This is a genomic window from Thermomonas brevis (assembly GCF_014395425.1).
Taxonomy (GTDB): Bacteria; Pseudomonadota; Gammaproteobacteria; order Xanthomonadales; family Xanthomonadaceae; genus Thermomonas; species Thermomonas brevis.
In genome coordinates this window covers 2,632,694-2,654,621 of sequence record NZ_CP060711.1, presented here as the reverse complement: position 1 = coordinate 2,654,621, position 21,928 = coordinate 2,632,694, and the positions used below count along the sequence as shown (strand labels likewise).

The window sequence follows — 21,928 nt, the reverse complement described above, 5'->3', positions numbered from 1 at the left end:
CCGCCCGCTAGAATCTGTAGCCTCGCCCCTCCTCCGACGATCCCCGCCATGACGAACGCCTCCCCGCTGACCCGGCACTACGCCGAGGAACTGGACTCCATCCGCGCGCAGGGGCTGTTCAAGTCCGAACGCATCATCACCAGCCCGCAGTCGGCCGAGATCGAACTGGCGGACGGCCGCAAGGTGCTGAACTTCTGCGCCAACAACTACCTCGGGCTGGCCGATCATCCGGACATCATCGCCGCGGCCAAGGATGCGCTGGACACGCACGGCTTCGGCATGGCTTCGGTGCGCTTCATCTGCGGCACGCAGGACCTGCACAAGCAGCTGGAAAAGACCATCGCCGAGTTCTTCGGCACCGAGGACACCATCCTCTACGCCGCCTGCTTCGACGCCAACGGAGGCCTGTTCGAGCCGCTGCTGGGCGAGAACGACGCGATCATCAGCGACGCCCTCAACCACGCCTCGATCATCGACGGCGTGCGCCTGTGCAAGGCCAGGCGCTACCGCTACGCCAACTGCGACATGGCCGACCTGGAGAAGCAGTTGCAGCAGGCGAAAGTCGACGGTGCACGCACGATCATGATCACCACCGACGGCGTGTTCTCGATGGATGGCTTCATCGCCCCGCTCGACGAGATCACCGCGCTGGCGGCCAAGTACGGCGCGCTGGTGCACATCGACGAATGCCATGCCACCGGCTTCCTCGGCGCCACCGGCCGCGGCAGCGCCGAGGTGAAGGGCGTGCTGGACAAGATCGACATCTTCACCGGCACGCTCGGCAAGGCGATGGGCGGCGCGCTGGGCGGCTTCACCACCGCGAAGAAGGAAGTGGTCGAGCTGCTGCGCCAGCGCTCGCGCCCCTATCTGTTCTCCAACTCGCTGCCGCCGCACGTAGCCGCCGCCGGGATCAAGGCGTTCGAGATGCTGTCCTCGGCCGGCGAACTGCGCGCGCGCCTGCGGGAGAACACCGCGTACTTCCGCGAGCGCATGACCGCCGCCGGCTTCGAGATCAAGCCGGGCGTGCACCCGATCTGCCCGGTGATGCTGTACGACGCGCCGCTGGCGCAGCGCTTCGCCGAGCGGCTGCTGGAGGAAGGTATCTACGCGATCGGTTTCTTCTTCCCGGTCGTCGCCAAGGGCCAGGCGCGCATCCGCACGCAGATGAGCGCGGCGCATACGCGCGAGCATCTCGATCGCGCCATCGACGCGTTCACGCGCATCGGGCGCGAGTTGGGCGTGCTGAAGAACTGATTTTTCGATAGAGCGGAGCGGAATCCGCTCCGCTCACGGCGCAAGTGACCGCGCCCGGCTAGCCAACGCTACCAAGTGCCTCGCCGCCAAGCGCAGCCACCTCCTCCGGCGTCAATTCGCGCCATTGGCCCTTCGGCAGTTCGCCGAGGGCCAGCGGCCCGATCGCCACGCGCACCAGCCGCAGCACGCCGATGCCGAGCGCCGCCAGCAACCGGCGAATCTGGCGATTGCGGCCTTCATCCAGCACGATCTCCAGCCAGGCGTTCTTCTCGCCGGCCCGCAGCAGCACGGCCGATGTCGCGCGCAGGAATTCGTCGCCATCCTGCATACCAGTTCGCATCGCCGACAGCATCGATTGATCGGGAATGCGATCCACCTGTACGTGGTAAGTCTTGCTCGGCCCCGTCTCGGGATCGGTGATCCGCGCCGCCCATTGCGGATCGTTGGTGAACAGCAGCAATCCTTCGCTCGCCTTGTCCAGGCGGCCGACCGGCGCGATCCAGCCGAGTTCCGCGCCATCGAAGCAACGGTAAATGGTGTCCCGCCCGCGCTCGTCGCGCGCCGTGGTCACCAGGCCGCGCGGCTTGTTGAGCGCCAGGTAGCGCGCTGTAGGATGGACTGCATGCGCGCCATCGATTTCGATGCGCGCCTGCTGCACGTCGGCAGGATGCTCGGGATCGCGCACGATGCGTCCGTCCAGCCGCACCCGGCCGGAACGGATCAGCGTCTCGGCTTCGCTGCGCGAGCACAGCCCGCGCTTGGACAACACCCGCGCCAGCCCGTGGCGCATGCCCGTTCGCTGCAAGGCCGGCTCAGTTCGCCGCTTTCTTCCCGGCGTCGTCGGCCGCTACCGGCGTCGCGGCGGGGGCGGGATCCTTGCGCCCAGCCACGCGGACACCACGCGACTTCATCCACGCATCGAACTCGTCAGCGGTCATGCGCTTGCCGTTCTGGGTCATGTTGAACCGCCACGGCGTGTTGTCGAACGCGGTCTGCGGCTTGTAGGCCGCCGGATCGATGCCGCCAGCCGCGGGCGCACCGGCCTTGGCCATCGCGCGGCAGCCGTCGATGCGGATCCGTGCCAGCACGTTGTCCACCGACAGCGCCTCGTCGAACGATTGCGCCAGCACGCCGCTGGCACCGCCGAGCTGGGTGATGGCGGGTGCAAGCTCGGTCGCCACCGAGGAGATCAGCGTCGGACGAACCGACATCGCCGGCGCGATGTCGCTTTTGCACATGTCGCCTCCCGCCTGGGCCACGACCGGCGCAGCAAGGAACAACAGGGCGCAAGCGGCGCGGTGCAGGGACATGGCGATATTCTCCGACGGAACGGCGACAGTGTAGGCGCTGCGCAGTTAATGCCGCAATGTTCAAGCGCCTTATTCGAACCTGAAAAAACGAAGCCCGGCACTTGGCCGGGCTTCGATGCAGCATGAGCGGCAGCCGGAATTACAGGCTGTTGAGCTCGGTGCGGCGGTTGGTTTCGCTCTTGCAGCCCGGCAGCGTCTGCGCAGTCTGCTCCAGCGGACGGCTCTCGCCGTAGCCGACCGGACCAGACAGGCGACCGGCGTCGACGCCGTTGCCGGTCAGGTAGTCGTACACCGCCTTGGCGCGACGCTCGGACAGCTTCTGGTTGTAGTCGTCCTTGCCGCACAGGTCGGTATGGCCGGCCACTTCGACCTTCAGGTCCGGATAGCGCTTCAGGATCTCGACGGCCTCGTTGAGGATCGCCACGGCGTCGGGACGCAGGGTCGACTTGTCGAAATCGAAGTTCACGCCCTTCAGGTCGATCGACACCGGCACCGGGCAACCGTCCGGACCGATGGTCTGACCAGCCTGCGAACCCGGGCACTTGTCGTCGCAGTTGTTGACGCCGTCGCCGTCGTCATCCATGTCGGCGCAGGTCTGCTGCGGAGCCGGCGCCGGGGCGACCGGGGCAACCGGTTCCGGGCCGAGGGCCACGGTCAGGCCAAGCGAAGCAAGGGTATCGGTAAACTGATTTTCTTGTTTGCCGATTCGGGCCTGCTGATCATCGAAATCAGTACGAGTTCCAATTTCAGCGCGCACGTTCGTACGACCAAAATCAAACTGCAGACCGGCACCCAGGTTCAACGCCAAGTTGGAATCCTTGTGATCAACCGGCGAAGTCGGACTCGGGATCACATACTCTTCTTCGTGACGCTGCCAACCGAGACCAGCGCGCAAATAGGGCCACCACTTGGAATCCGCATTGCGGAAGTGGTAACGGGCGTCGAGCGACGCGCCATACTGACTCCACCACAGGTTGTTGTTGATGCTCTTGTGCATGTTCTGATAATTCAGCTCTGCATCAAGAGACAGCCTTTGGTTAAGGAATTTGCCGAAGCCAATGGTGCCAAACGGCCCATCTTCAGTTCCGCGATCCTTGTCCTGCAGATTGATACCGGTCGAACCGGAAACGTACCAGCGGTCGTCGAACTCCTGGGCGGACGCAGCCTGCGCCAGACCCAGACCACCCAGAAGGGCAGCGCAGAGGAGTTTCTTATTCATGTTCAGCTCCTTGATTCAGTAGAAGAAACCATGACGCAAAAGGGTGTTGCTGCTGACGGCTGTGTCCGCGCGCCATCCCGTGCACAGTACCGACGGATACGTGAAAGCGGCGTTAACACTAACATAACGGATGATCGCCTGCAAAGCGCAGCCGGTCCGCGCTGCATCATATGCGACCGACCATACGTAACGGTATGCTTCGGCGATGACGACCTCCTTCCCGCATCTGCTCGCTCCACTCGACCTGGGCTTCACCACCCTGCGCAACCGCGTCCTGATGGGCTCGATGCATACCGGGCTGGAAGACCGCGCCGCCGATTTCCCCAAGTTGGCCGCCTATTTCGCCGAGCGCGCCGAAGGCGGCGTCGGGCTGATGGTGACCGGCGGCTTCGCGCCGAACATCGTCGGCTGGCTCAAGCCGTTCGCCGGCCGGCTGTCCCTGCCCTGGCACGTGCGCCGGCACCGGCAGGTCACTTCGGCCGTGCACGCGCACGACGGCAGGATCTGCATGCAATTGCTGCATGCCGGTCGCTACGCCTACCACCCGCTGTCGGTCGCGCCTTCGAAACTGAAGGCGGCGATCAATCCGTTCACACCGCGCGCGCTGTCGGCCCGCGGCATCGAGCGCCAGATCCGCGATTTCGCCACCGCCGCGCAGCTGGCGCGCGAGGCCGGCTACGACGGCGTGGAGATCATGGGCTCGGAAGGCTACCTGCTGAACGAGTTCACCGCGCCGCGCACCAATCGCCGCGACGACGGCTGGGGCGGCGACGCCAGCAAGCGCATGCGCTTCGCGGTGGAGATCGTGCGCCGGGTGCGCGAAGCCTGCGGCCCGGACTTCATCCTGATCTACCGGCTGTCACTGCTGGACCTGGTCGAAGGCGGCAACGGCTGGGACGACATCGTCGCCCAGGCCAAAGCGGTCGAAGCCGCCGGCGCGACGATCATCAACAGCGGCATCGGCTGGCACGAAGCGCGCGTGCCGACCATCGCCACTTCGGTACCGCGCGCCGCGTTCACCGGCGTCACCGCCAAGCTGAAGCCGCACGTGCGCCTGCCGCTGGTCGCCAGCAATCGCATCAACATGCCCGAGGTGGCGGAGGCTGTGCTCGCCGCCGGCCACGCCGACATGGTGTCGATGGCGCGCCCGCTGCTGGCCGATCCGCAGTGGGTGAACAAGGCGCGCGCGGGCCGAACGCAGGCCATCAACACCTGCATCGCCTGCAACCAGGCCTGCCTCGACCACGTGTTCGAGAACAAGCGGGCCAGTTGCCTGGTCAACCCGCGCGCCTGCGCGGAGACCGAGCTGAACTACGCGAAGACGCTCGCGCCGAGGTCGATCGCCGTGGTCGGTGCGGGCCCCGCAGGCTTGGCCTGCGCCACGGTCGCGGCCGAGCGCGGCCACCGGGTGACGCTGTTCGATGCCGCAGCGGAAATCGGCGGCCAGTTCAACCTGGCCAAGCGCATCCCCGGCAAGGAGGAGTTCCACGAGCCGCTGCGCTATTTCCGCCACCGCATCGAGGACACCGGCGTGCAGCTCCGGCTCGGCACCCGGGCCGATGCCGAAACACTGGCCGACTTCGACGACGTGGTGATCGCCACCGGCGTCACACCGCGCCGGGTGGAGTTTCCCGGCGCCGACCATCCCAGGGTAGTCAGCTACCTCGACGTGCTGGAAGGCCGGATCGAGGTCGGCGGCAAGGTCGCGATCATCGGTGCCGGCGGTATCGGGTTCGACGTCGCCGAGTTCCTGGCCCAGGCCGACGGCTCCCCTACCCTCGCCCCGCCCCGCTGGATGGCCGAATGGGGCGTGGATGCCACGTTCGAAGCGCCTGGCGGCCTCGTCCCACCGAAGCCGGAGCCGCCGGCCCGGCAGGTCTGGCTGCTGCAACGCTCCCCCGGCAAGCCGGGCGCGCGGCTGGGCAAGACCACCGGCTGGATCCATCGCGCCACGCTCAAGGCCAAGGCGGTGAAGATGCTGGGCGGCGTGGAATACCTCGGCATGGACGACGCCGGCCTGCACATCCGGGTGGACGGCAGCGATCAGACGCTGGCGGTGGACCACGTGGTGGTCTGCGCCGGCCAGGAACCGCGGCGGGAACTGTTCGACGAATTGCTGGCACGAGGCGACAAACCGCACCTGATCGGCGGCGCGAAACTGGCCGCCGAACTGGATGCCAAGCGCGCCATCGACGAAGGCAGCCGGCTCGCGGCCAGCCTGTAATCGCTCAATCCCGGAATAAAAACTCCAATCGAATCAATATTTTCCGAATCGCTCATTCAGCTCGCGTTGGGGAAACACCCCCTACCTTGCGCCAACTTTTGGCCTGGCCGACCACCCTTCCGCGTGATCGACAGGTGAACCGGCACGCCGCCCGAACCCTCTGACAACGGGACGGCGCGCCCGGGCAAAGGCCGCCACAGAGCAGCCGCCCTCCCCAGTACGCCATGACGCTTGCGCGCCGCATCCGCTCCACCGATGCCGCGCCCTGCGCCGCAACGGAGCAAGGAGTCCGAACATGAAGCTGGCGTGGATCCTCTGGCTGTCGCACGTGTTGCCACAGCCGGCCGCAGATTCGCTGTGCCTGTCCACCACCGTCTACCTGGAAGCGCGCGACCAGTCCGTGCTGGGCCAGCAGGCGGTGGCCGAGGTCGCCCTGCGCCGCCGCGACAGCGGCCTGTGGGGCCAGAACCTGTGCCAGGTGGTGACCGCGCGCAAGCAGTTCGCGCCCACCATCCTGTCGCCGCAGACCCGCTTGTCCAACATCCAGGCGTGGACGGAAGCGGTGGGCGTCGCGCTGGAATCCGAGCGCAACTGGGCCCTGCCGCGCGACCAGCGCAAGCTGGTGGTGCCGGGCGCCAGCCATTTCGCCGCCCATGCCATCGCCAATCCGGCCTGGAGCAGCGCGTTCCAGGTGGCGACCATCGGCGACCACACTTTCTATAAGGTGCAGAGCCTGCGTCCGAAGCGCGGCTGATCGACCGCCCGGGAACGCAGCGTTGCGCCGGGCGCCATCGCGCCTTCACCTCCGATCGCGGATAGTGGCCGCCTTTCCCCAGGAGGTCGCATGATGAAGCTCTACACGTCGCCGGGCGCCTGCTCGCTCGCCGATCACATCGTCCTGCAATGGACGGGCGCGCCGTTCGAGGCGCAGATCGTCAGCCGCGCCGACCGCAAGCAGCCGGAATTCCTCAAGCTCAACCCGGCCGGCGCGGTGCCGGTGCTGCAGGTCGGCGACTGGGTGCTGACCCAGAACGCGGCGATCCTGAACTACCTCGCGGACAAGTTCCCCGCCGCGAAGCTGGCCGGCGACGGCACCCCGGAAGGCCGCGCCGAGGTCAACCGCTGGCTGTCCTTCGTCAACGCCGACATGCACCCGGCCTTCCACCCGATGTTCGGCTCCACCGCCGCGCTGGGCGAGGACGCGGACGCCAAGGCGAAGGAACTGGCGAAGCAGAAGCTGCGCGGCTATTTCGAGCGCGCCGACGCGCAGCTGGCCGGCAAGGACTGGCTGACCGGCAGCCGCTCGATCGCCGATCCCTACCTGTTCGTGGTGACGCAGTGGGCGAAGAAGGTCGGCGTCGACCTGTCCGGCCTGGACAACCTGGCCCGCTTCGACGCGCACATAGCCGCCGACGCCGGCGTGCAGGCGGCGCAGAAGGCCGAAGGGTTGCTCTGATCCATCCGGCGCAACGACGCAATGAAAAAACGCCAGGAGCGTTTTTGACAATGCGTAGCGTTGCCCGAAGGGTACCTGCCGCGGATGGCAGGCACAAAAAAGGCCGCGTGCGAACGCGGCCTTTTTGCTGTCCGACGCCGGCGCTCAGCGCTGGTCGATCGGCACGAACTTGCGGTCTTCCGGCCCGGTGTAGTTCGCGCTGGGGCGGATGATCTTGCCGTCGATGCGCTGCTCGATGATGTGCGCGCTCCAGCCGGCGGTGCGCGCCAGCACGAACAGCGGGGTGAACATCGCGGTCGGCACGCCCATCATGTGGTAGCTGACCGCGCTGAACCAGTCGAGGTTCGGGAACATCTTCTTGATGTCCCACATCACCGATTCCAGCCGCTCGGCGATGTCGTACATCTTCATGTTCTGCTGCTCGGCCGACAGCTCGCGCGCGACCTCCTTGATCACCTTGTTGCGCGGATCGGACACGGTGTAGACCGGGTGGCCGAAGCCGATCACCACTTCCTTGCGCTCCACGCGCGCCTTGATGTCGGCCTCGGCCTCGTCCGGCGTCTCGTAGCGCTTCTGGATCTCGAACGCGACCTCGTTGGCGCCGCCGTGCTTGGGCCCGCGCAGCGCGCCGATGCCGCCGGCGATGCAGCTGAACATGTCGCTGCCGGTGCCGGCGATGACGCGGCAGGTGAAGGTGGAGGCGTTGAACTCATGCTCGGCATACAGGATCAGGCTGGTGTGCATCGCGCGCACCCACGACTCCTGCGGCGGCTCGCCGTGCAGCAAGTGCAGGAAGTGGCCGCCGATGCTGTCGTCGTCGGTTTCCACGTCGATGACGCGGCCGTTGTGGCTGAAGTGGTACCAGTACAGCAGCATCGAACCGAGGCAGGCCATCAGCTTGTCGGCGATGTCGCGCGCGCCCGGATGGTTGTGGTCGTCCTTCTCGGGCGACACACAGCCCAGCACCGACACGCCGGTGCGCATCACGTCCATCGGATGCGCCGACGGCGGCAGCTCCTCCAGCGCGGCCTTCACCGCCGCCGGGATGCCGCGCAGCGCCTTCAGCTTGGCCTTGTAGGCGCGCAGCTCGGCCTTGTTCGGCAGCTTGCCGTGCATCAGCAGATGGGCGATCTCCTCAAACTCGCTGGTGTTGGCCAGGTCGAGGATGTCGTAGCCGCGGTAGTGCAAGTCGTTGCCGGAGCGGCCGACGGTGCACAGCGCGGTGTTGCCGGCGGCCGTACCGCTCAGCGCGACGGATTTCTTCGGCTTGAAGCCGGCAACCGGAGTAGCCTCGCTCATGTGTGTTCTCCCATTCCCTGTAAGAAGAAGTTGGACACGGATCAGAGCCGATAAGCACGGATAAAGATCAAAGAAAGCTTTTGATCCGCTTTTATCGTCTCTGATCCGCGTCAACAATCATTTTTTCGACGCGAACAGCGTATCGAGCTTGTCCTCGTAGGCGTGGTAGCCCAAGAAGTCGTACAGCTCGGCGCGCGTCTGCAAGGTGTCGATGAGGTTCTTCTGCGTGCCCTCGCGGCGCACGGTTTCGTAGAAATTGAGCGCCGCCTTGTTCATCGCGCGATAGGCGCCGCAGCAGTACAGGGCGATGTCGACGCCGGCGTCTCGCAATTCGTCGGTGGTGAAGAACGGCGTGCTGCCGAACTCGGTGAGGTTGGCGAGGATCGGCACGCGCACCGCCGCCTTGAACTTGCGGTAGTCGTCCAACGTCTTCATCGCCTCGGGGAAGATCATGTCCGCGCCGGCCTCGACGTAGGCCACCGCGCGCTCGATCGCGCTGTCGATGCCTTCCACCGCCGCCGCGTCGGTGCGCGCCATGATGACGAAGCCGGGATTAAGGCGCGCATCCACCGCCGCCTTCACCCGATCCACCATCTCGTCCTTCGTCACCACTTCCTTGCCGGGACGATGGCCGCAGCGCTTCTGCCCGACCTGGTCTTCCATGTGCACGGCGGCCACGCCGACGCGCTCGAAATTGCGGATGGTGCGGCCGATGTTGAACGCCCCGCCCCAACCGGTGTCGATGTCCACCAGCAGCGGCATGCCGGTCGCGTCCACGATCCGGCGCGCATCGGTCAGCACGTCTTCCATCGTGCTGATGCCGAGGTCGGGCACGCCCAGCGAATTGGCGGCGACGCCGCCGCCGGACAGGTACAGCGCCTTGTAGCCGACGCGCTTGGCCATCAGGCCGGCGTAGGCGGTGATCGCGCCCATGACCTGCAGGGGGGATTCTTCCTGGATGGCGGCGCGGAAGCGCGCGCCTGCGGAGGGATTGCTCATGCGGACTCCGGCGAAAGCGCCATTTTAGCCGATGCCGGCAATCCGCCTCCGGCCGTCAATCCTCCGGACCGCAGACCCGGTTGCGTCCGGTCGCTTTGGCGCGATACATCGCCTTGTCGGCCGCACTCGCCAAGGCGGCCAGATCGGCATGGCAGCCATCGCGTTCCGCCGCGCCCACGCTGACGGTCAGCGTGCCGCCAGCTTCCGCGCAGGCTTCCAGCAGGCCGGCCTCTTGCACGCGCCCGCGTACGACCTCGCCCAGCGCGCGCGCATCCGCCGCGCCGCTGGCGGGCAGCGCGGCGACCAGTTCGTCGCCGCCGTAGCGCGCCGCGATGCCGCTCTCGCCGACGGCATCGCGCAGCAATTCGGCGACGCCACGCAGCACCTCGTCGCCGACCTGGTGGCCGAAGCGATCGTTGACGCCCTTGAATCCGTCGATGTCGATCCAGAGCATCGAGAACGGCCGCCCTTCCGTCGCGCATGCGGCGAAGCGCGCACCCGCCAGCGCCTCGAACTCGCGCCGGTTGTACAGGCCGGTCAGCGGGTCGTGCACGGCCATCCGCTCCAATTCCAGTTGCAACCGCTTGCGTTCGGTCACGTCTTGGCCGATGGCGATGGAGCCGATCTCTCCGGTGTCGCTGAAGAAGCGGCGCTGGTTCCAGGAAATGATCTTGCATTCGCCGTCGCGGCAACGCATGCGCGTCTCGAAGCCTTCCACCTCGAAACCGTCGTCCAGGATCGCTCGGACCCGGCGGGCGATGTCGCCCCGGTAGTCCTCGTCCGGGTACAGCAGCGTCCAGATCCCGTCGCCGCCGATCACCTCGTCCCTGCGGTAGCCGCTGATCTGTTCGGCGGCCTTGTTCCAGACCGTGACCCGCGCCTGCGCGTCGAGCACGTTGATCCAGATGTTGGCGTTGTCGATGATGCTTTCGCGAAACTGGTTGAGCAGGCTCAGATCTTCGCGCTGCCGCGACTGCCGCAGCAGTTGCGACGCCTCGCTGCGCAGCAGCCGGTAAAGCACCGCGTACAGCAGCACGGCGGTGAGCACGACGTAGAACCAGCCCTTCCAGGTCTGCATCCGCGCCACCAGTGCCGGATCGGTGAACAGCGCGTTCAACGCGCTGTCCGAACCGAGGATCCACAGCAGGCCCAGCAGCAGGTAGACGAGCGCGATCAGCAGCGCCTTGTCCGCCGCCAGCTTGAGGACGGCGGAACCCGCGCGTCCCGCCGGTTCCCCCGGATTCGATTTCCCCTGCTCCATCGGCCTACTTAACGCCTTTGCGATGCCGGCTGCAACAGCCTCCCGGAACGAAGAAAGGGCGGCCAGAGGCCGCCCTTCCAGGGAACATCCGGTCTGCCGGAACGGGTCAGAGCAGGTGGGCGACGCCCGCGCGCTCTTCTTCCAGCTCGGCCAGGGTCTTGTCCATCGCCGCGCGGCTGAAGTCGTCGACCGGCAGGCCTTCGACGCGGGTGTATTCGCCGTTGGCGGTGGTCACCGGCACGCCGTAGATGACGCCTTCCGGAATGCCGTAGCTGCCGTCCGACGGCACGCCCATCGTCACCCACTTGCCGTTGCTGCCCAGCGCCCAGTCGCGCATGTGGTCGATGGCGGCGTTGGCAGCGGAAGCGGCCGAGGACAGACCGCGCGCTTCGATGATCGCCGCGCCGCGCTTGCCGACGGTGGGGATGAAGGTGTTGGCGTTCCAGTCGGCGTCGCCGATCTTGTCCGCAAGCGACACGCCGTCGACCGTCGCGAAGCGGTAGTCCGGGTACATGGTCGGGCTGTGGTTGCCCCACACGACCAGCTTCTCGATGTCGGCCACGGCCACGCCGGCCTTGTTGGCGAGCTGCGACAGCGCGCGGTTGTGATCGAGGCGCAGCATCGCGGTGAAGTTCTTCGCCGGCAGGTCGGGCGCGGACTTCATCGCGATGTAGGCATTGGTGTTGGCCGGGTTGCCGACCACCAGCACCTTGACGTTGCGCGAGGCGACCTTGTTCAGCGCGGCGCCCTGCGCGGTGAAGATCTTGGCGTTCTCCAGCAGCAGGTCCTTGCGCTCCATGCCGGGGCCGCGCGGACGCGCGCCGACCAGCAGGGCGTAGTCGGCATCCTTGAACGCGACTTCGGCGTCGTCGGTGCCGACCATCCCGGCCAGCAGCGGGAACGCGCAGTCCTCCAGCTCCATCATCACGCCCTTCAGCGCGGCCTGGGCCTTCTCCAGCGGCAGTTCCAGCATCTGCAGGATGACCGGCTGGTCCTTGCCCAGCATTTCGCCGGAGGCGATGCGGAACAGCAGGGCGTAGCCGATCTGGCCGGCGGCGCCGGTGACGGCAACTCGAACGGGGGCTTTCATCGTGGTATCTCCTGTATGGCGGGCCGCGGCCCGCCGTCTAGCGATTCATGGTGATGCGAAGGCGGGACGAACCCGCCTCACGCCAACTCGGCGAAGAACTCCTGGAACCGCGCCAGGCCGGGGGCCAGCTGCGGCGTCGGGCAGGTGTAGCTGATGCGCAGCGCGCGCGGCTCGCCGAACGCCGACCCCGGCACGCAGGCCACGCCCTTGGCTTCCAGCAGCGCGTTGCAGAGGTCCACGTCGTTCTCGATCTTGGTGCCGTTGTGCGACTTGCCGAACGCGCAGCTGATGTCCGGGAACACGTAGAACGCGCCCTGAGGACGCGGGCAGACCACGCCGGGGATCGCGTTCATCGCGGCCATCACCTGGTCGCGCTTGGCCTGGAACTCGGCGCACTTCTCGGTGGGCACGTCCTGCGGGCCGGACAGCGCGGCTATCGCGGCGGCGGTGGCGATTTCCGGCACGTTGGTGATGTGGTTGGAGTTCAGCGTGGTGACCGCCTTCGCCACCGACTCCGGCCCGGCCATGAAGCCGACGCGCCAGCCCGGCATGCCGTAGGTCTTGGACAGCGAATCCACGAACACGGTGCGCTCGCGCAGCTCCGGGCGGAACATCACGAAGTTGGCGTATTCCAGCCCGTCGAACAACATCCGGTTGTAGATGTCGTCGGTGATGATCCAGGTCTCCGGATACTTCACCAGCACCTCGGCCAGCGCCGCGATCTCGTCGCGGGTGTAGACCATGCCGGTCGGGTTGGACGGATTGTTGAACAGGAACACCTTGGGCTTGTGCTCGGCCAGCGCCGCGTCCAGCTGCGCCGGGGTCAGCTTGTAGTTCTGCGCGGCCGGGCACGGCAGCTCGACCGCCTTGGCGTCGAGGATCTCGGCGATGTCGAGGTAGGTCGTCCAGTACGGCACCGGGAACATCAGGGTGTCGCCCTCGTCCAGCAGCGCTTCGCCCAGGTTGTAGAGGATGTGCTTGGCGCCGATGCCGGTGGAGCAATTGACGCGGCCGTAGCCGGTCATGCCGATCTTGGCCATGTGCTCGATGAACGCGTCCAGCAGCGCGTCGGTGCCGCGGTTGCTGCCATACTGGCCGCTGTCTTTCGCCAGCGCTTCGCGCGCCGCGGCGTAGACGTGCTCGCCGGGCAGGAAGTTCGGCACGCCGATGGAGAAGCTGATGATGTCGCGGCCTTCGGCCTTCAGGCGCTTGGCCTTTTCGGCGACCTGCATGATGACGCTGGGCTTGGCGCGACTCATGCGCCGTGCGAGTTGAGGCATCGTGGGGAACCTCGGAAGGATGGCCGCGAACGCGGCGATGGACGTGGGAGAAAGCCTTCGAATGTTAACACAGCCGCCCGCTCCGGCCCTTGCCGACCGCCGCCGGAAACGGCGTCCGTGGCTGCTGTCGCTGCTCCTGCTTCCGTTGCTGTGCGCCTGCGGCTTCGCGCTTGCGGCAGCCGCTGGCGACGGGTCGGGCAAGGCGTTCCCGGTGGACGGCCGGGTGGCCCTGTTCGAACCCGACGTCGAACTGTCCGAACTCGCCGGCGGCAAGGCCACGCCGCGGGCGGAATGGACCGCCACCGCCCGCCTGCTGTACGCGCAGGCCGCGCTCGAAACGCTGGACCAGCGCGGCATCGACGTGGCGTCGGGCGGCGCGTTGCCGCTGCACGATCCCGCCGGCGACGACGACCAGCTCCGGCAGCACGTGCAGTCGATCGCGAACGCCCTCCTCCAGCGCCGCCGCGGCCAGGACGCTTCGCCTGTTCCCTCGCTGGAAGCGGATGCGGAAGCGCTCCGCCGCATCGCCGACGCCGACTACGGCCTGTTCACCTGGATCCGCGACAGCCAGGCCGGCAACGGCCGCGCGGCCGTGCGCCTTGCCGGCCGGCTGCTGATCGGCAATCTCGGCGGCGGCGAGCAGGCCGGCGTCGCCCTGCTGGTGGAACTGCGCACCGGCAAGGTGGTCTGGCATGTGCTGTTGCCCGGCCAGACCTACGACCTGCGCAATCTCGCCGGCGCGCGCGACGCCGCCGCGCGCCTGCTGAATCCCCTGCGGGGCGGGCGACCGGCACCCGCCGGCACGCCATAAAACCCGGACAGCCTCGCCATCCGGGCACCCGACGCGGCCACGCCGCGCCGGATGCGAACCAGGATCAGGCCGCGAGGACCTTGTTCCACTCCGCCACGCGGTCGGCCTTCGCGGCCAGCGCGGCATCGGCGTCGCCTTCGATCTTCACCGACTTGATGATGTCGCCCTGCTTCACCGCATCGACCACGTCCAGACCCTCGACCACCTTGCCGAACACGGTGTGCTTGCCGTCCAGCCAGCCGCAGGGCACGTGGGTGATGAAGAACTGGCTGCCATTGGTGTTCGGGCCGGCGTTGGCCATCGACAGCACGCCACGCTCGTGGCCGAGGCCGTTGTTCGCCTCGTCCTCGAAGCGGTAGCCGGGGCCGCCGCGGCCGGAGCCTTCCGGGCAGCCGCCCTGGATCATGAAGTCCGCGATCACGCGGTGGAAGTTCAGGCCGTCGTAGAAGCCGCGCCTGGCCAGATTGACGAAGTTCGCCACGGTCAGCGGGGCCTTGTCGGCGGCGAGTTCGACCTTGATCAGGCCGCGGTCGGTGTCGAAATTGGCAATCAGGCTCATCTTGTTCATCTCCGGGCACCCGGACGGGCGCATGAACCCGATATAATAGCCGGCTCCCTTCATTTCAATCCGCGCCCTGCCTGCCTCTGCTGGTAGCCGGTGCGGCTTCAACGAGCCCCGCAACAATGTCCGTCGAACGCCTCCGCAACATCGCCATCGTCGCCCACGTCGACCACGGCAAGACCACTCTCGTCGACTGCCTGCTGAAGCAGTCCGGCACCCTGAACGAGCGCACGGTGCTGGCCGAGCGCGTGATGGACAGCAACGACCAGGAAAAGGAACGCGGCATCACCATCCTGGCCAAGAACACCGCCATCACCTGGCAGGGCAACCGCATCAACATCGTCGACACCCCCGGGCACGCCGACTTCGGCGGCGAGGTGGAGCGCGTGCTGTCGATGGTGGACTCGGTGCTGATCCTGGTCGACGCGATGGACGGCCCGATGCCGCAGACGCGCTTCGTGACCCAGAAGGCGTTCGCGATGGGCTTCAAGCCGATCGTCGTCGTCAACAAGATCGACCGCCCCGGCGCGCGCCCGGACTGGGTGATCGACCAGGTGTTCGACCTGTTCGACAAGCTCGGCGCCACCAACGAGCAGCTGGACTTCCCGATCGTCTACGCCTCGGCGCTGCACGGCTTCGCCAGCCTCGACGACAGCGTGCGCGAGGGCGACATGACCCCGCTGTACGAAGCGATCATGCAGCACGTGCCGGCGCCGCAGGTCGAGGCCGAGGGCCCGTTCCAGATGCGCATCAGCCAGCTGGACTACAACAACTTCGTCGGCGTCATCGGCATCGGCCGCATCCAGCGCGGCACGCTGAAGAAGAACATGCCGGTGACGGTGATCGACCGCGAAGGCAAGAAGCGCCAAGGCAAGGTGCTGCAGGTGCTGGGCTTCATGGGGCTGGAGCGGATCGAGCAGGACACCGCCGAAGCCGGCGACATCGTCGCCATCTCCGGCATCGCCGAACTCAGCATCTCCGACACCGTGTGCTCGATCGACATGCCGGAAGCGCTGCCGGCGCTGACGGTGGACGAGCCCACCATCTCGATGACCTTCCAGGTCAACAACTCGCCGTTCGCCGGCAGCAAGGACCTGTCCGGCGGCAAGTTCCTGACGAGCCGCCAGATCAAGGACCGCCTGGAACGCGAGACCGTGCACAACGTCGCGCTGAAGGTGGAGCAGTTGGAGGACGCCGACAAGTTCCTGGTCAGCGGCCGCGGCGAACTGCACCTGTCGGTGCTGATCGAGAACATGCGCCGCGAGGGCTATGAACTGGCGGTGTCGCGCCCCGAGGTCATCATCAAGGAAATCGACGGCCAGCTGATGGAGCCGATCGAGCAGCTGGTGGTCGACGTCGAGGAAATCCACCAGGGCGGCGTGATGGAGAAGCTGGGCATCCGCAAGGGCCAGCTGAAGAACATGGAATCCGACGGCAAGGGCCGCGTGCGCCTGGACTACATGATCCCGGCGCGCGGCCTGATCGGCTTCCAGAACGAGTTCAAGACCCTGACCCAGGGCTCGGGCCTGCTGTTCCACGTGTTCGACCACTACGGCCCGAAGGAAACCGGCCCCATTGCGAAACGCCTCAACGGCGTGATGATCGCCAACGCCGCCGGCCCCACCCCGGCCTATTCGCTCGGCCCGCTGCAGGAGCGCGGCAAGCTGTTCGCCGCCGAAGGCGACCAGGTCTATGAAGGCCAGCTGGTCGGCATCCACAGCAAGGACAACGATCTCACCGTCAACGTCATCAAGACCAAGCCGCTGACCAACATGCGTGCCTCCGGCAAGGACGATGCGATCCAGCTGACCCCGGCCACCAAGTTCTCGCTGGAACAGGCGCTGGACTTCATCGACGACGACGAGCTGGTCGAGATCACGCCGAAGGAAATCCGCCTGCGCAAGAAGCTGCTGACCGAGAGCGACCGCAAGCGGGCCAGCCGCGCGGCTTGATCGCGGCCGCGCCGGCCCCATGTCTTCGCCATCGCGGCCCTTCGCGCCAGGGATGACGCCGGCATGACCCAGCCGCACCACTACAACCCGGATCCGCACGCGCATCCGGGGCTGCACATCATCGCGCTGGTCGAGGCGGTGAAGGGCGCGCTGGCGCTGCTGGCCGCCAGCGGGCTGGAGCTGCTCGGCCCGGCGCCGCTGCAGCGCTGGATCCACGAGCTGATCGCGCGCTTCCAGCTCGATCCCAACCATGGCGCGATCGCCTGGCTGGTGGGCGCGATCAATCCCGGCGGCGTGCACCTGGCCGCGCTGGTCGCGGCGCTGTACGGCGCGATGCATCTGCTGGAAGGCTGGGGCCTGTGGCGCGCGAAGGCGTGGGCCTCATGGCTGGGCTGCATCACCGTGGCGCTGTACCTGCCGTTCGACGTGTACGCGCTGGCGAAGCATCCCGGCTGGCTGTCGCTGGTGGTGGTGGCGATCAACCTGCTGGTGCTGTGGGTGCTGGCTCGCGATCTGGTGATCCGCCGGCGCTGATTCGCGCATTTGCCTGCGCCCCTGCGGCGGGCGATGCTTGCGCATCTTTCCGGGGAGTTCCGTGGATGCGCCACCTGCCGCTCGCGATCGCCATCGCCGCCCTGCTCGCCGCCTGCCAGCCCGCCACGCAAACGCCGGCAGCCAGCGCGACGGCACCCTCCCATGCATCTTCCGCCTCGCCCGCATTCGCCTTCGAGGAAGCCGGCGTCGCCGACCTGCAAGGGAAGATGACCGCCGGCACGCTGACCAGCCGCGCGCTGACGCAGGCGTATCTCGACCGCATCGCCGCCATCGACAAAGCCGGCCCCGCGCTCAATTCGGTCATCGAACTCAATCCCGACGCGCTGAAGGAAGCCGATGCGCTGGATGCCGAGCGCAAGGCCGGCAAGACGCGCGGCCCGCTGCACGGCATCCCGCTGCTGCTGAAGGACAACATCGACGCCACGCCGATGGCCAATTCCGCCGGCTCGCTGGCGCTGGCCGAACACCATCCGAAAGCCGATGCCTTCCTCGTGGCGAAACTGCGCGACGCCGGCGCGGTGATCCTCGGCAAGACCAACCTGTCCGAATGGGCCAACTTCCGTTCGACCCGCGCCACCTCCGGCTGGAGCGGACGCGGCGGGCAGACCAAGAATCCCTACGCGCTCGACCGCAATCCCTGCGGATCGAGCTCCGGCACCGGCACCGCCATCTCCGCCAACCTCGCCGCCGTCGGCATCGGCACCGAAACCGACGGCAGCATCATCTGCCCGGCGGCGGTGGCGGGCCTGGTGGGCATCAAGCCCACGGTGGGGCTGGTCAGCCGCAGCGGCATCATCCCGATTTCCGTTTCGCAGGACACCGCCGGCCCGATGGCGCGCAGCGTCGCCGACGCCGCCGCGCTGCTGACCGCGATCGCCGCGCCCGACGCCAACGATCCCGACGCATCGGAGCGCAAGGACGCCACGCCCATCGACTATGCCGCGCACCTCAAGCCCGATGCGCTGAAAGGCGCACGCATCGGCGTGGTACGCAAGCTGATGGGCTACCAGCCGGACACCGACGCGGCGATGGAACGCGCCATCGCCGCCATGAAGGCCGCCGGCGCGACCGTGGTCGATGCGGAAATCCCGACGCTGGGCCAGTGGGACGCCGACGAGTTCGAAGTGCTGCTGTACGAGTTCAAGGACGGGCTCAACGCCTATCTCGCCGGCAGCGGCGCGCCGCAAAAATCGCTGGCCGAGCTGATCGCCTTCAACGCGCAGCACGCGGCGCAGGAGATGCCGTTCTTCGCGCAGGAAATCTTCGAGCAGGCGAACGCGAAAGGCCCGCTGACCGACGCCGCCTACATCGCCGCGCGCGACAAGACGCGCCGCCTGGCCGGCCCGGACGGCATCGACGCCGCGCTGAAGAAGCAGAACCTGGATGCGCTCGTCGCGCCCGCGATGTCGCCGGCCTGGCCCACCGATCCGGTCAACGGCGACCACTTCCTCGGCGCAGGCTACGGCGCGGCGGCGGTCGCCCGCTACCCGAGCATCACCGTGCCGATGGGCGAGGTGCACGGCCTGCCGGTCGGCGTGGTGTTCATGGGCACCGCGTGGAGCGAACCGCGCCTGATCGAACTGGGCTACGCCTTCGAGCAGGCCGGCAAGGCGCGCAAGCCGCCGAAGTTCCTGCCGACGCTGTCGCCGGACAATCCCGGCGCGGCCCGCTGAGGGCTAGTCGGCGAGACGGAGCCGGCCGATGCGGCCGGCATCGCCGCTGAACCAGGCGACGCCGCCGGCGATGTCCACCGCGTCGAAGCCGACGTCGGACAGCGGCGTCCACGCCTTGCCGTCCCAGCGGTCCACGCCTGCCGGCCCGGCCGCGATGCAGGGCAAGGCCGCATCGACGCAGGCAACGCCGGAACGGAATCCGCGCGGTGCCGGCGCGATCCGCAGCTTGCCGCCGTCAAACGCGGCGGCGTTGCCGGGCGCGGTTTCGGCCTTGTAATCGCCGCCGACCGCGAACCAGCCCGCACCGGAAGCGGTCACCGAGAACGCGCCTGCCTCCGGCTTCCCGCGCGACATCGCCGGATCGAACGCCTGCCACGCGCCGCCATCCTTGCGCACCAGCACGCGCGCGGTGTTGCCCGTGGCGATGGCGAGCGCGCCGCGCAGGCGCGCGATGCAGGTGCCGCTGGCGGCGTAGGCGGCCTCGTCGGGCAGCGCCCGCGGCGCATCGCCCCGCATGATCCAGCCGCGGCCGCCGTCGCTGGTCTCGAACAACTGGAAGCGACCGTCGACCGGATCGCCCAGCAGCCAGCCGCGCTGTCCCTCGAACGCCATGCAGTCGAAGAAGCCGCGCTCGTCGCGATTGCGCAGCACCTGCGTCCACGTCTCGCCGCCGTCCTCGGTGCGGTAGATGCGCGAGCTTTCGCCCGGCCCGATGCTCAACGCCAGCGCGGTGTTCGCGTCGAACGCCTGGATGTCGCGGAAATCGAGCTGCCGCGCGCCGGGCACCGGACGCTGCTCCCAATGCGTGCCGCCGTCGACGGTGCGCAGCACGGTGCCGTTGCGCCCGCTGGCCCAGGCAACCTGCGCGTCCACCGCGGACAGGCCGCGCAGGCGCACGTCGACCCCGCTGCGCTGCAATTCCAGTTCCGACGCTTGCGCCGCCGACGCACCGGCGCAGGCCAGCAGCAGCGCCAGCGCGAGGCCGCGCGCGATCACGCGAGCTGTCCGCGCTTGCGCACGATCAGCATCGCGATCTCCAGCGCCTGCTCGTAGTTCAGGCGCGGATCGACGGTGGTGCGGTAGTCGCGCTGCAGATCCACTTCGGTCAGCTGGCGCGCGCCGCCGAGGCATTCGGTGACGTTCTCGCCGGTCAGCTCCAGGTGCACGCCGCCCAGCCGCGTGCCGGCGGCCTCGTGCAGGTCGAACGCCTGCTCGATCTCGCTGCGGATGTTCTTGAACTGGCGGGTCTTGTAGCCGTTGCTGGTGGACTCGGTGTTGCCGTGCATCGCATCGCAGACCCACAGCACGCGGCGGCCTTCGCGCTTCACCGCGTCCAGCAGCGACGGCAGCTTGTCGGCGATGTGCTCCGCGCCCATGCGGTGGATCAGCCCCAAGCGGCCCGGCTCATCGTCGGGATTCAACGCGTCGATGACGCGCAGCAGCTGGTCCGGCGTCACCGACGGCCCCACCTTCACCGCCACCGGGTTGCGGATGCCGCGGAAATATTCGAGGTGCGCGCCGTCCAGCGCGGCGGTGCGCATGCCGATCCACGGGAAGTGCGTGCTCAGGTTGAACCAGCCGTCCGCGCGCGGCACCTGGCGCGTCTGCGCCTCTTCGTAGTGCAGCAGCAACGCCTCATGCGAGGTGTAGAAATCGACCCGGTTGAGGCTCTGCATGCGCCGCCCGGCCAGCGTCTCCATGAAACGCACGGCGTCGCCGATGCCGGCGACCATCTTCTGGTAGTCGGCGGCGTGCGGCGACTGGCTGACCCAGCCCAGCCCCCAGTATTCGGGATGGTGCAGGTCGGCGAAGCCGCCGTCGATCAGCGAACGCACGAAGTTCATCGTCATCGCCGAGCGCGCGTGCGCCTTGATCATCCGGCGCGGATCGGGGCGGCGCGCCTGTTCGGTGAACTCGGGGCTGTTGACGATGTCGCCACGGTAGCTGGGCAAGGTGACGCCGTCACGCGTCTCGGTATCGGCCGAACGCGGCTTGGCGTACTGGCCGGCGAAGCGGCCCACCCGCACCACCGGCACCTTCAACCCGTGCACCAGCACCAGGCTCATCTGCAACAGCACCTTGAGCCGGTTGGAGATCACGTCCGAATTGCATTCGGCGAAGGTCTCGGCGCAGTCGCCGCCCTGCAGCAGGAAGCGCTCGCCCTCCTGCGCCTCGGCCAGCTGCTGCTTGAGCGAGAGGATCTCGCGCGAGGTCACCAGCGGCGGCAGCGCGCGCAGTTCCGCCTGCGTCGCCGCCAGTTCGTCCGCATCCGGATACGTCGGCATCTGCAGCGCGGGCTTGTCGCGCCAGCTGGACGGCGTCCAGTCAGACGTGTGGGATGCGGAAATGGCGGTAGCGTGAGCGGTGGACATGATCGGGAAAGCCGGGTCTGTTGCATTGCATCATCCCGCCGCCCCGGCCCCGCCGCAACCGTTACCTTCGGAACAGATGGGAATGACGCCGTTGGAATCCGGCATACAGCGCGCCCAGCCCCAGCGCGACGAACCAGACCAGCGCCCACATCGGCATGCTGAGCCCAAGGAACTGCCAGTCAATGGTGCTGCAATCGCCGGTGGCCTGCAGCACCCGCTTCGCCGCACCCAGCCACGAATATTGTTCGACGATGAAGTTCAGGCCCGGCCCGCAGCTGGGCAGTTCCGGCGGATGCAACTGCACCCAGCTATGCCGGCCCGCGTACCCCATGCCGGCGCCGGCAGCGGCGAACGCCAGCACGCCCCACCATTTGCGCGCGCCCGGCGCGCGCGGCGCGTGCATGGCGCCCAGCAGGAACACGACGCCGAGCGCGGCGAAGCAGATGCGCTGGAAGATGCAGAACGGGCAAGGCTCGATGCCGAGCCTGAACTGCACGAACAGCGCATAGCCCAGCAATGCGGCGCAGCAGGCGAAGCCGAAGAGGAACTGACTGCGGAACGACCAGCGGAACGGATTCATCGGCGCGCCTTGGTGGTATTTCCCGATTATG

At 67.6% G+C, this 21,928-nt stretch carries 20 protein-coding genes; 8 read left to right on the top strand and 12 right to left on the bottom strand.

Going from position 1 to position 21,928, the window contains the following annotated elements; translation table 11 throughout:
• Window positions 1-48: 48 nt before the first annotated feature.
• Window positions 49-1,254, top strand: coding sequence for a glycine C-acetyltransferase (gene kbl / locus H9L17_RS12325; RefSeq protein WP_187569728.1), 1,206 nt, complete (start codon window positions 49-51; stop codon window positions 1,252-1,254).
• Between the two features lie 58 nt (window positions 1,255-1,312).
• Here kbl and H9L17_RS12320 read toward each other — a convergent pair whose 3' ends face one another.
• The 3 genes from H9L17_RS12320 to H9L17_RS12310 all read right to left on the bottom strand — a co-directional run bounded on the left by H9L17_RS12320 (window position 1,313) and on the right by H9L17_RS12310 (window position 3,783).
• A complete protein-coding gene (locus tag H9L17_RS12320; protein ID WP_187569727.1) occupies window positions 1,313-2,044 on the bottom strand; it encodes a pseudouridine synthase in 732 nt (243 codons plus the stop codon).
• A 22-nt stretch (window positions 2,045-2,066) separates the two neighbouring features.
• The gene (locus H9L17_RS12315; protein ID WP_187569726.1) at window positions 2,067-2,564 is read right to left on the bottom strand and encodes a hypothetical protein; all 498 of its coding nucleotides are present in this window, start codon (window positions 2,562-2,564) and stop codon (window positions 2,067-2,069) included.
• Window positions 2,565-2,703: 139 nt separating this feature from the next.
• A complete protein-coding gene (locus H9L17_RS12310) occupies window positions 2,704-3,783 on the bottom strand; it encodes an OmpA family protein (RefSeq protein WP_187569725.1) in 1,080 nt (359 codons plus the stop codon).
• Window positions 3,784-3,988: 205 nt separating this feature from the next.
• Here H9L17_RS12310 and H9L17_RS12305 point away from each other — a divergent pair, with 205 nt between their 5' ends.
• The 3 genes from H9L17_RS12305 to H9L17_RS12295 all read left to right on the top strand — a co-directional run bounded on the left by H9L17_RS12305 (window position 3,989) and on the right by H9L17_RS12295 (window position 7,463).
• Entirely contained in the window at window positions 3,989-6,007 is a 2,019-nt protein-coding gene (locus H9L17_RS12305; RefSeq protein ID WP_187569724.1) for an NADPH-dependent 2,4-dienoyl-CoA reductase, read from the top strand.
• Window positions 6,008-6,302: 295 nt separating this feature from the next.
• Window positions 6,303-6,761, top strand: a complete 459-nt coding sequence (locus tag H9L17_RS12300) for a cell wall hydrolase (RefSeq protein ID WP_187569723.1) — start codon at window positions 6,303-6,305, stop codon at window positions 6,759-6,761.
• A 93-nt stretch (window positions 6,762-6,854) separates the two neighbouring features.
• Complete coding sequence (locus tag H9L17_RS12295; protein ID WP_187569722.1) at window positions 6,855-7,463, top strand: glutathione S-transferase family protein; 609 nt, start codon at window positions 6,855-6,857, stop codon at window positions 7,461-7,463.
• Between the two features lie 144 nt (window positions 7,464-7,607).
• Here H9L17_RS12295 and prpC read toward each other — a convergent pair whose 3' ends face one another.
• The 5 genes from prpC to H9L17_RS12270 all read right to left on the bottom strand — a co-directional run bounded on the left by prpC (window position 7,608) and on the right by H9L17_RS12270 (window position 13,392).
• The gene (gene prpC, locus H9L17_RS12290; protein ID WP_187569721.1) at window positions 7,608-8,762 is read right to left on the bottom strand and encodes a bifunctional 2-methylcitrate synthase/citrate synthase; all 1,155 of its coding nucleotides are present in this window, start codon (window positions 8,760-8,762) and stop codon (window positions 7,608-7,610) included.
• Between the two features lie 117 nt (window positions 8,763-8,879).
• Complete coding sequence (gene prpB / locus H9L17_RS12285) at window positions 8,880-9,761, bottom strand: methylisocitrate lyase (RefSeq protein WP_187569720.1); 882 nt, start codon at window positions 9,759-9,761, stop codon at window positions 8,880-8,882.
• A 55-nt stretch (window positions 9,762-9,816) separates the two neighbouring features.
• Window positions 9,817-11,022, bottom strand: coding sequence for a GGDEF domain-containing protein (locus H9L17_RS12280; protein WP_187569719.1), 1,206 nt, complete (start codon window positions 11,020-11,022; stop codon window positions 9,817-9,819).
• Window positions 11,023-11,128: 106 nt separating this feature from the next.
• Entirely contained in the window at window positions 11,129-12,112 is a 984-nt protein-coding gene (locus H9L17_RS12275; protein ID WP_187569718.1) for a malate dehydrogenase, read from the bottom strand.
• A 77-nt stretch (window positions 12,113-12,189) separates the two neighbouring features.
• A complete protein-coding gene (locus tag H9L17_RS12270) occupies window positions 12,190-13,392 on the bottom strand; it encodes an aminotransferase class I/II-fold pyridoxal phosphate-dependent enzyme (protein WP_187569717.1) in 1,203 nt (400 codons plus the stop codon).
• A 61-nt stretch (window positions 13,393-13,453) separates the two neighbouring features.
• Between H9L17_RS12270 and H9L17_RS12265 the strand changes: the two genes are divergently transcribed.
• On the top strand, window positions 13,454-14,203 hold the full coding sequence (locus H9L17_RS12265; protein ID WP_187569716.1) for a hypothetical protein: 750 nt from the start codon (window positions 13,454-13,456) through the stop codon (window positions 14,201-14,203).
• 64 nt (window positions 14,204-14,267) lie between these two features.
• Here the strand turns inward: H9L17_RS12265 and H9L17_RS12260 are convergent, their stop codons facing one another.
• Entirely contained in the window at window positions 14,268-14,762 is a 495-nt protein-coding gene (locus tag H9L17_RS12260; RefSeq protein ID WP_187569715.1) for a peptidylprolyl isomerase, read from the bottom strand.
• Between the two features lie 125 nt (window positions 14,763-14,887).
• Here H9L17_RS12260 and typA point away from each other — a divergent pair, with 125 nt between their 5' ends.
• The 3 genes from typA to H9L17_RS12245 all read left to right on the top strand — a co-directional run bounded on the left by typA (window position 14,888) and on the right by H9L17_RS12245 (window position 18,945).
• A complete protein-coding gene (gene typA / locus H9L17_RS12255) occupies window positions 14,888-16,717 on the top strand; it encodes a translational GTPase TypA (protein WP_187569714.1) in 1,830 nt (609 codons plus the stop codon).
• A gap of 63 nt (window positions 16,718-16,780) precedes the next feature.
• Window positions 16,781-17,251, top strand: a complete 471-nt coding sequence (locus H9L17_RS12250; RefSeq protein WP_187569713.1) for a DUF2127 domain-containing protein — start codon at window positions 16,781-16,783, stop codon at window positions 17,249-17,251.
• A 65-nt stretch (window positions 17,252-17,316) separates the two neighbouring features.
• A complete protein-coding gene (locus H9L17_RS12245; RefSeq protein ID WP_187569712.1) occupies window positions 17,317-18,945 on the top strand; it encodes an amidase in 1,629 nt (542 codons plus the stop codon).
• Window positions 18,946-18,948: 3 nt separating this feature from the next.
• Here the strand turns inward: H9L17_RS12245 and H9L17_RS12240 are convergent, their stop codons facing one another.
• The 3 genes from H9L17_RS12240 to H9L17_RS12230 form a co-directional block, all read right to left on the bottom strand.
• A complete protein-coding gene (locus H9L17_RS12240) occupies window positions 18,949-19,941 on the bottom strand; it encodes a WD40/YVTN/BNR-like repeat-containing protein (protein ID WP_187569711.1) in 993 nt (330 codons plus the stop codon).
• A complete protein-coding gene (locus tag H9L17_RS12235; protein ID WP_187569710.1) occupies window positions 19,938-21,317 on the bottom strand; it encodes a class II 3-deoxy-7-phosphoheptulonate synthase in 1,380 nt (459 codons plus the stop codon). Before H9L17_RS12235 ends, H9L17_RS12240 begins: the two co-directional genes overlap by 4 nt.
• Before the next feature lie 61 nt (window positions 21,318-21,378).
• A complete protein-coding gene (locus H9L17_RS12230; protein WP_187569709.1) occupies window positions 21,379-21,897 on the bottom strand; it encodes a disulfide bond formation protein B in 519 nt (172 codons plus the stop codon).
• Window positions 21,898-21,928 lie beyond the last annotated feature (31 nt).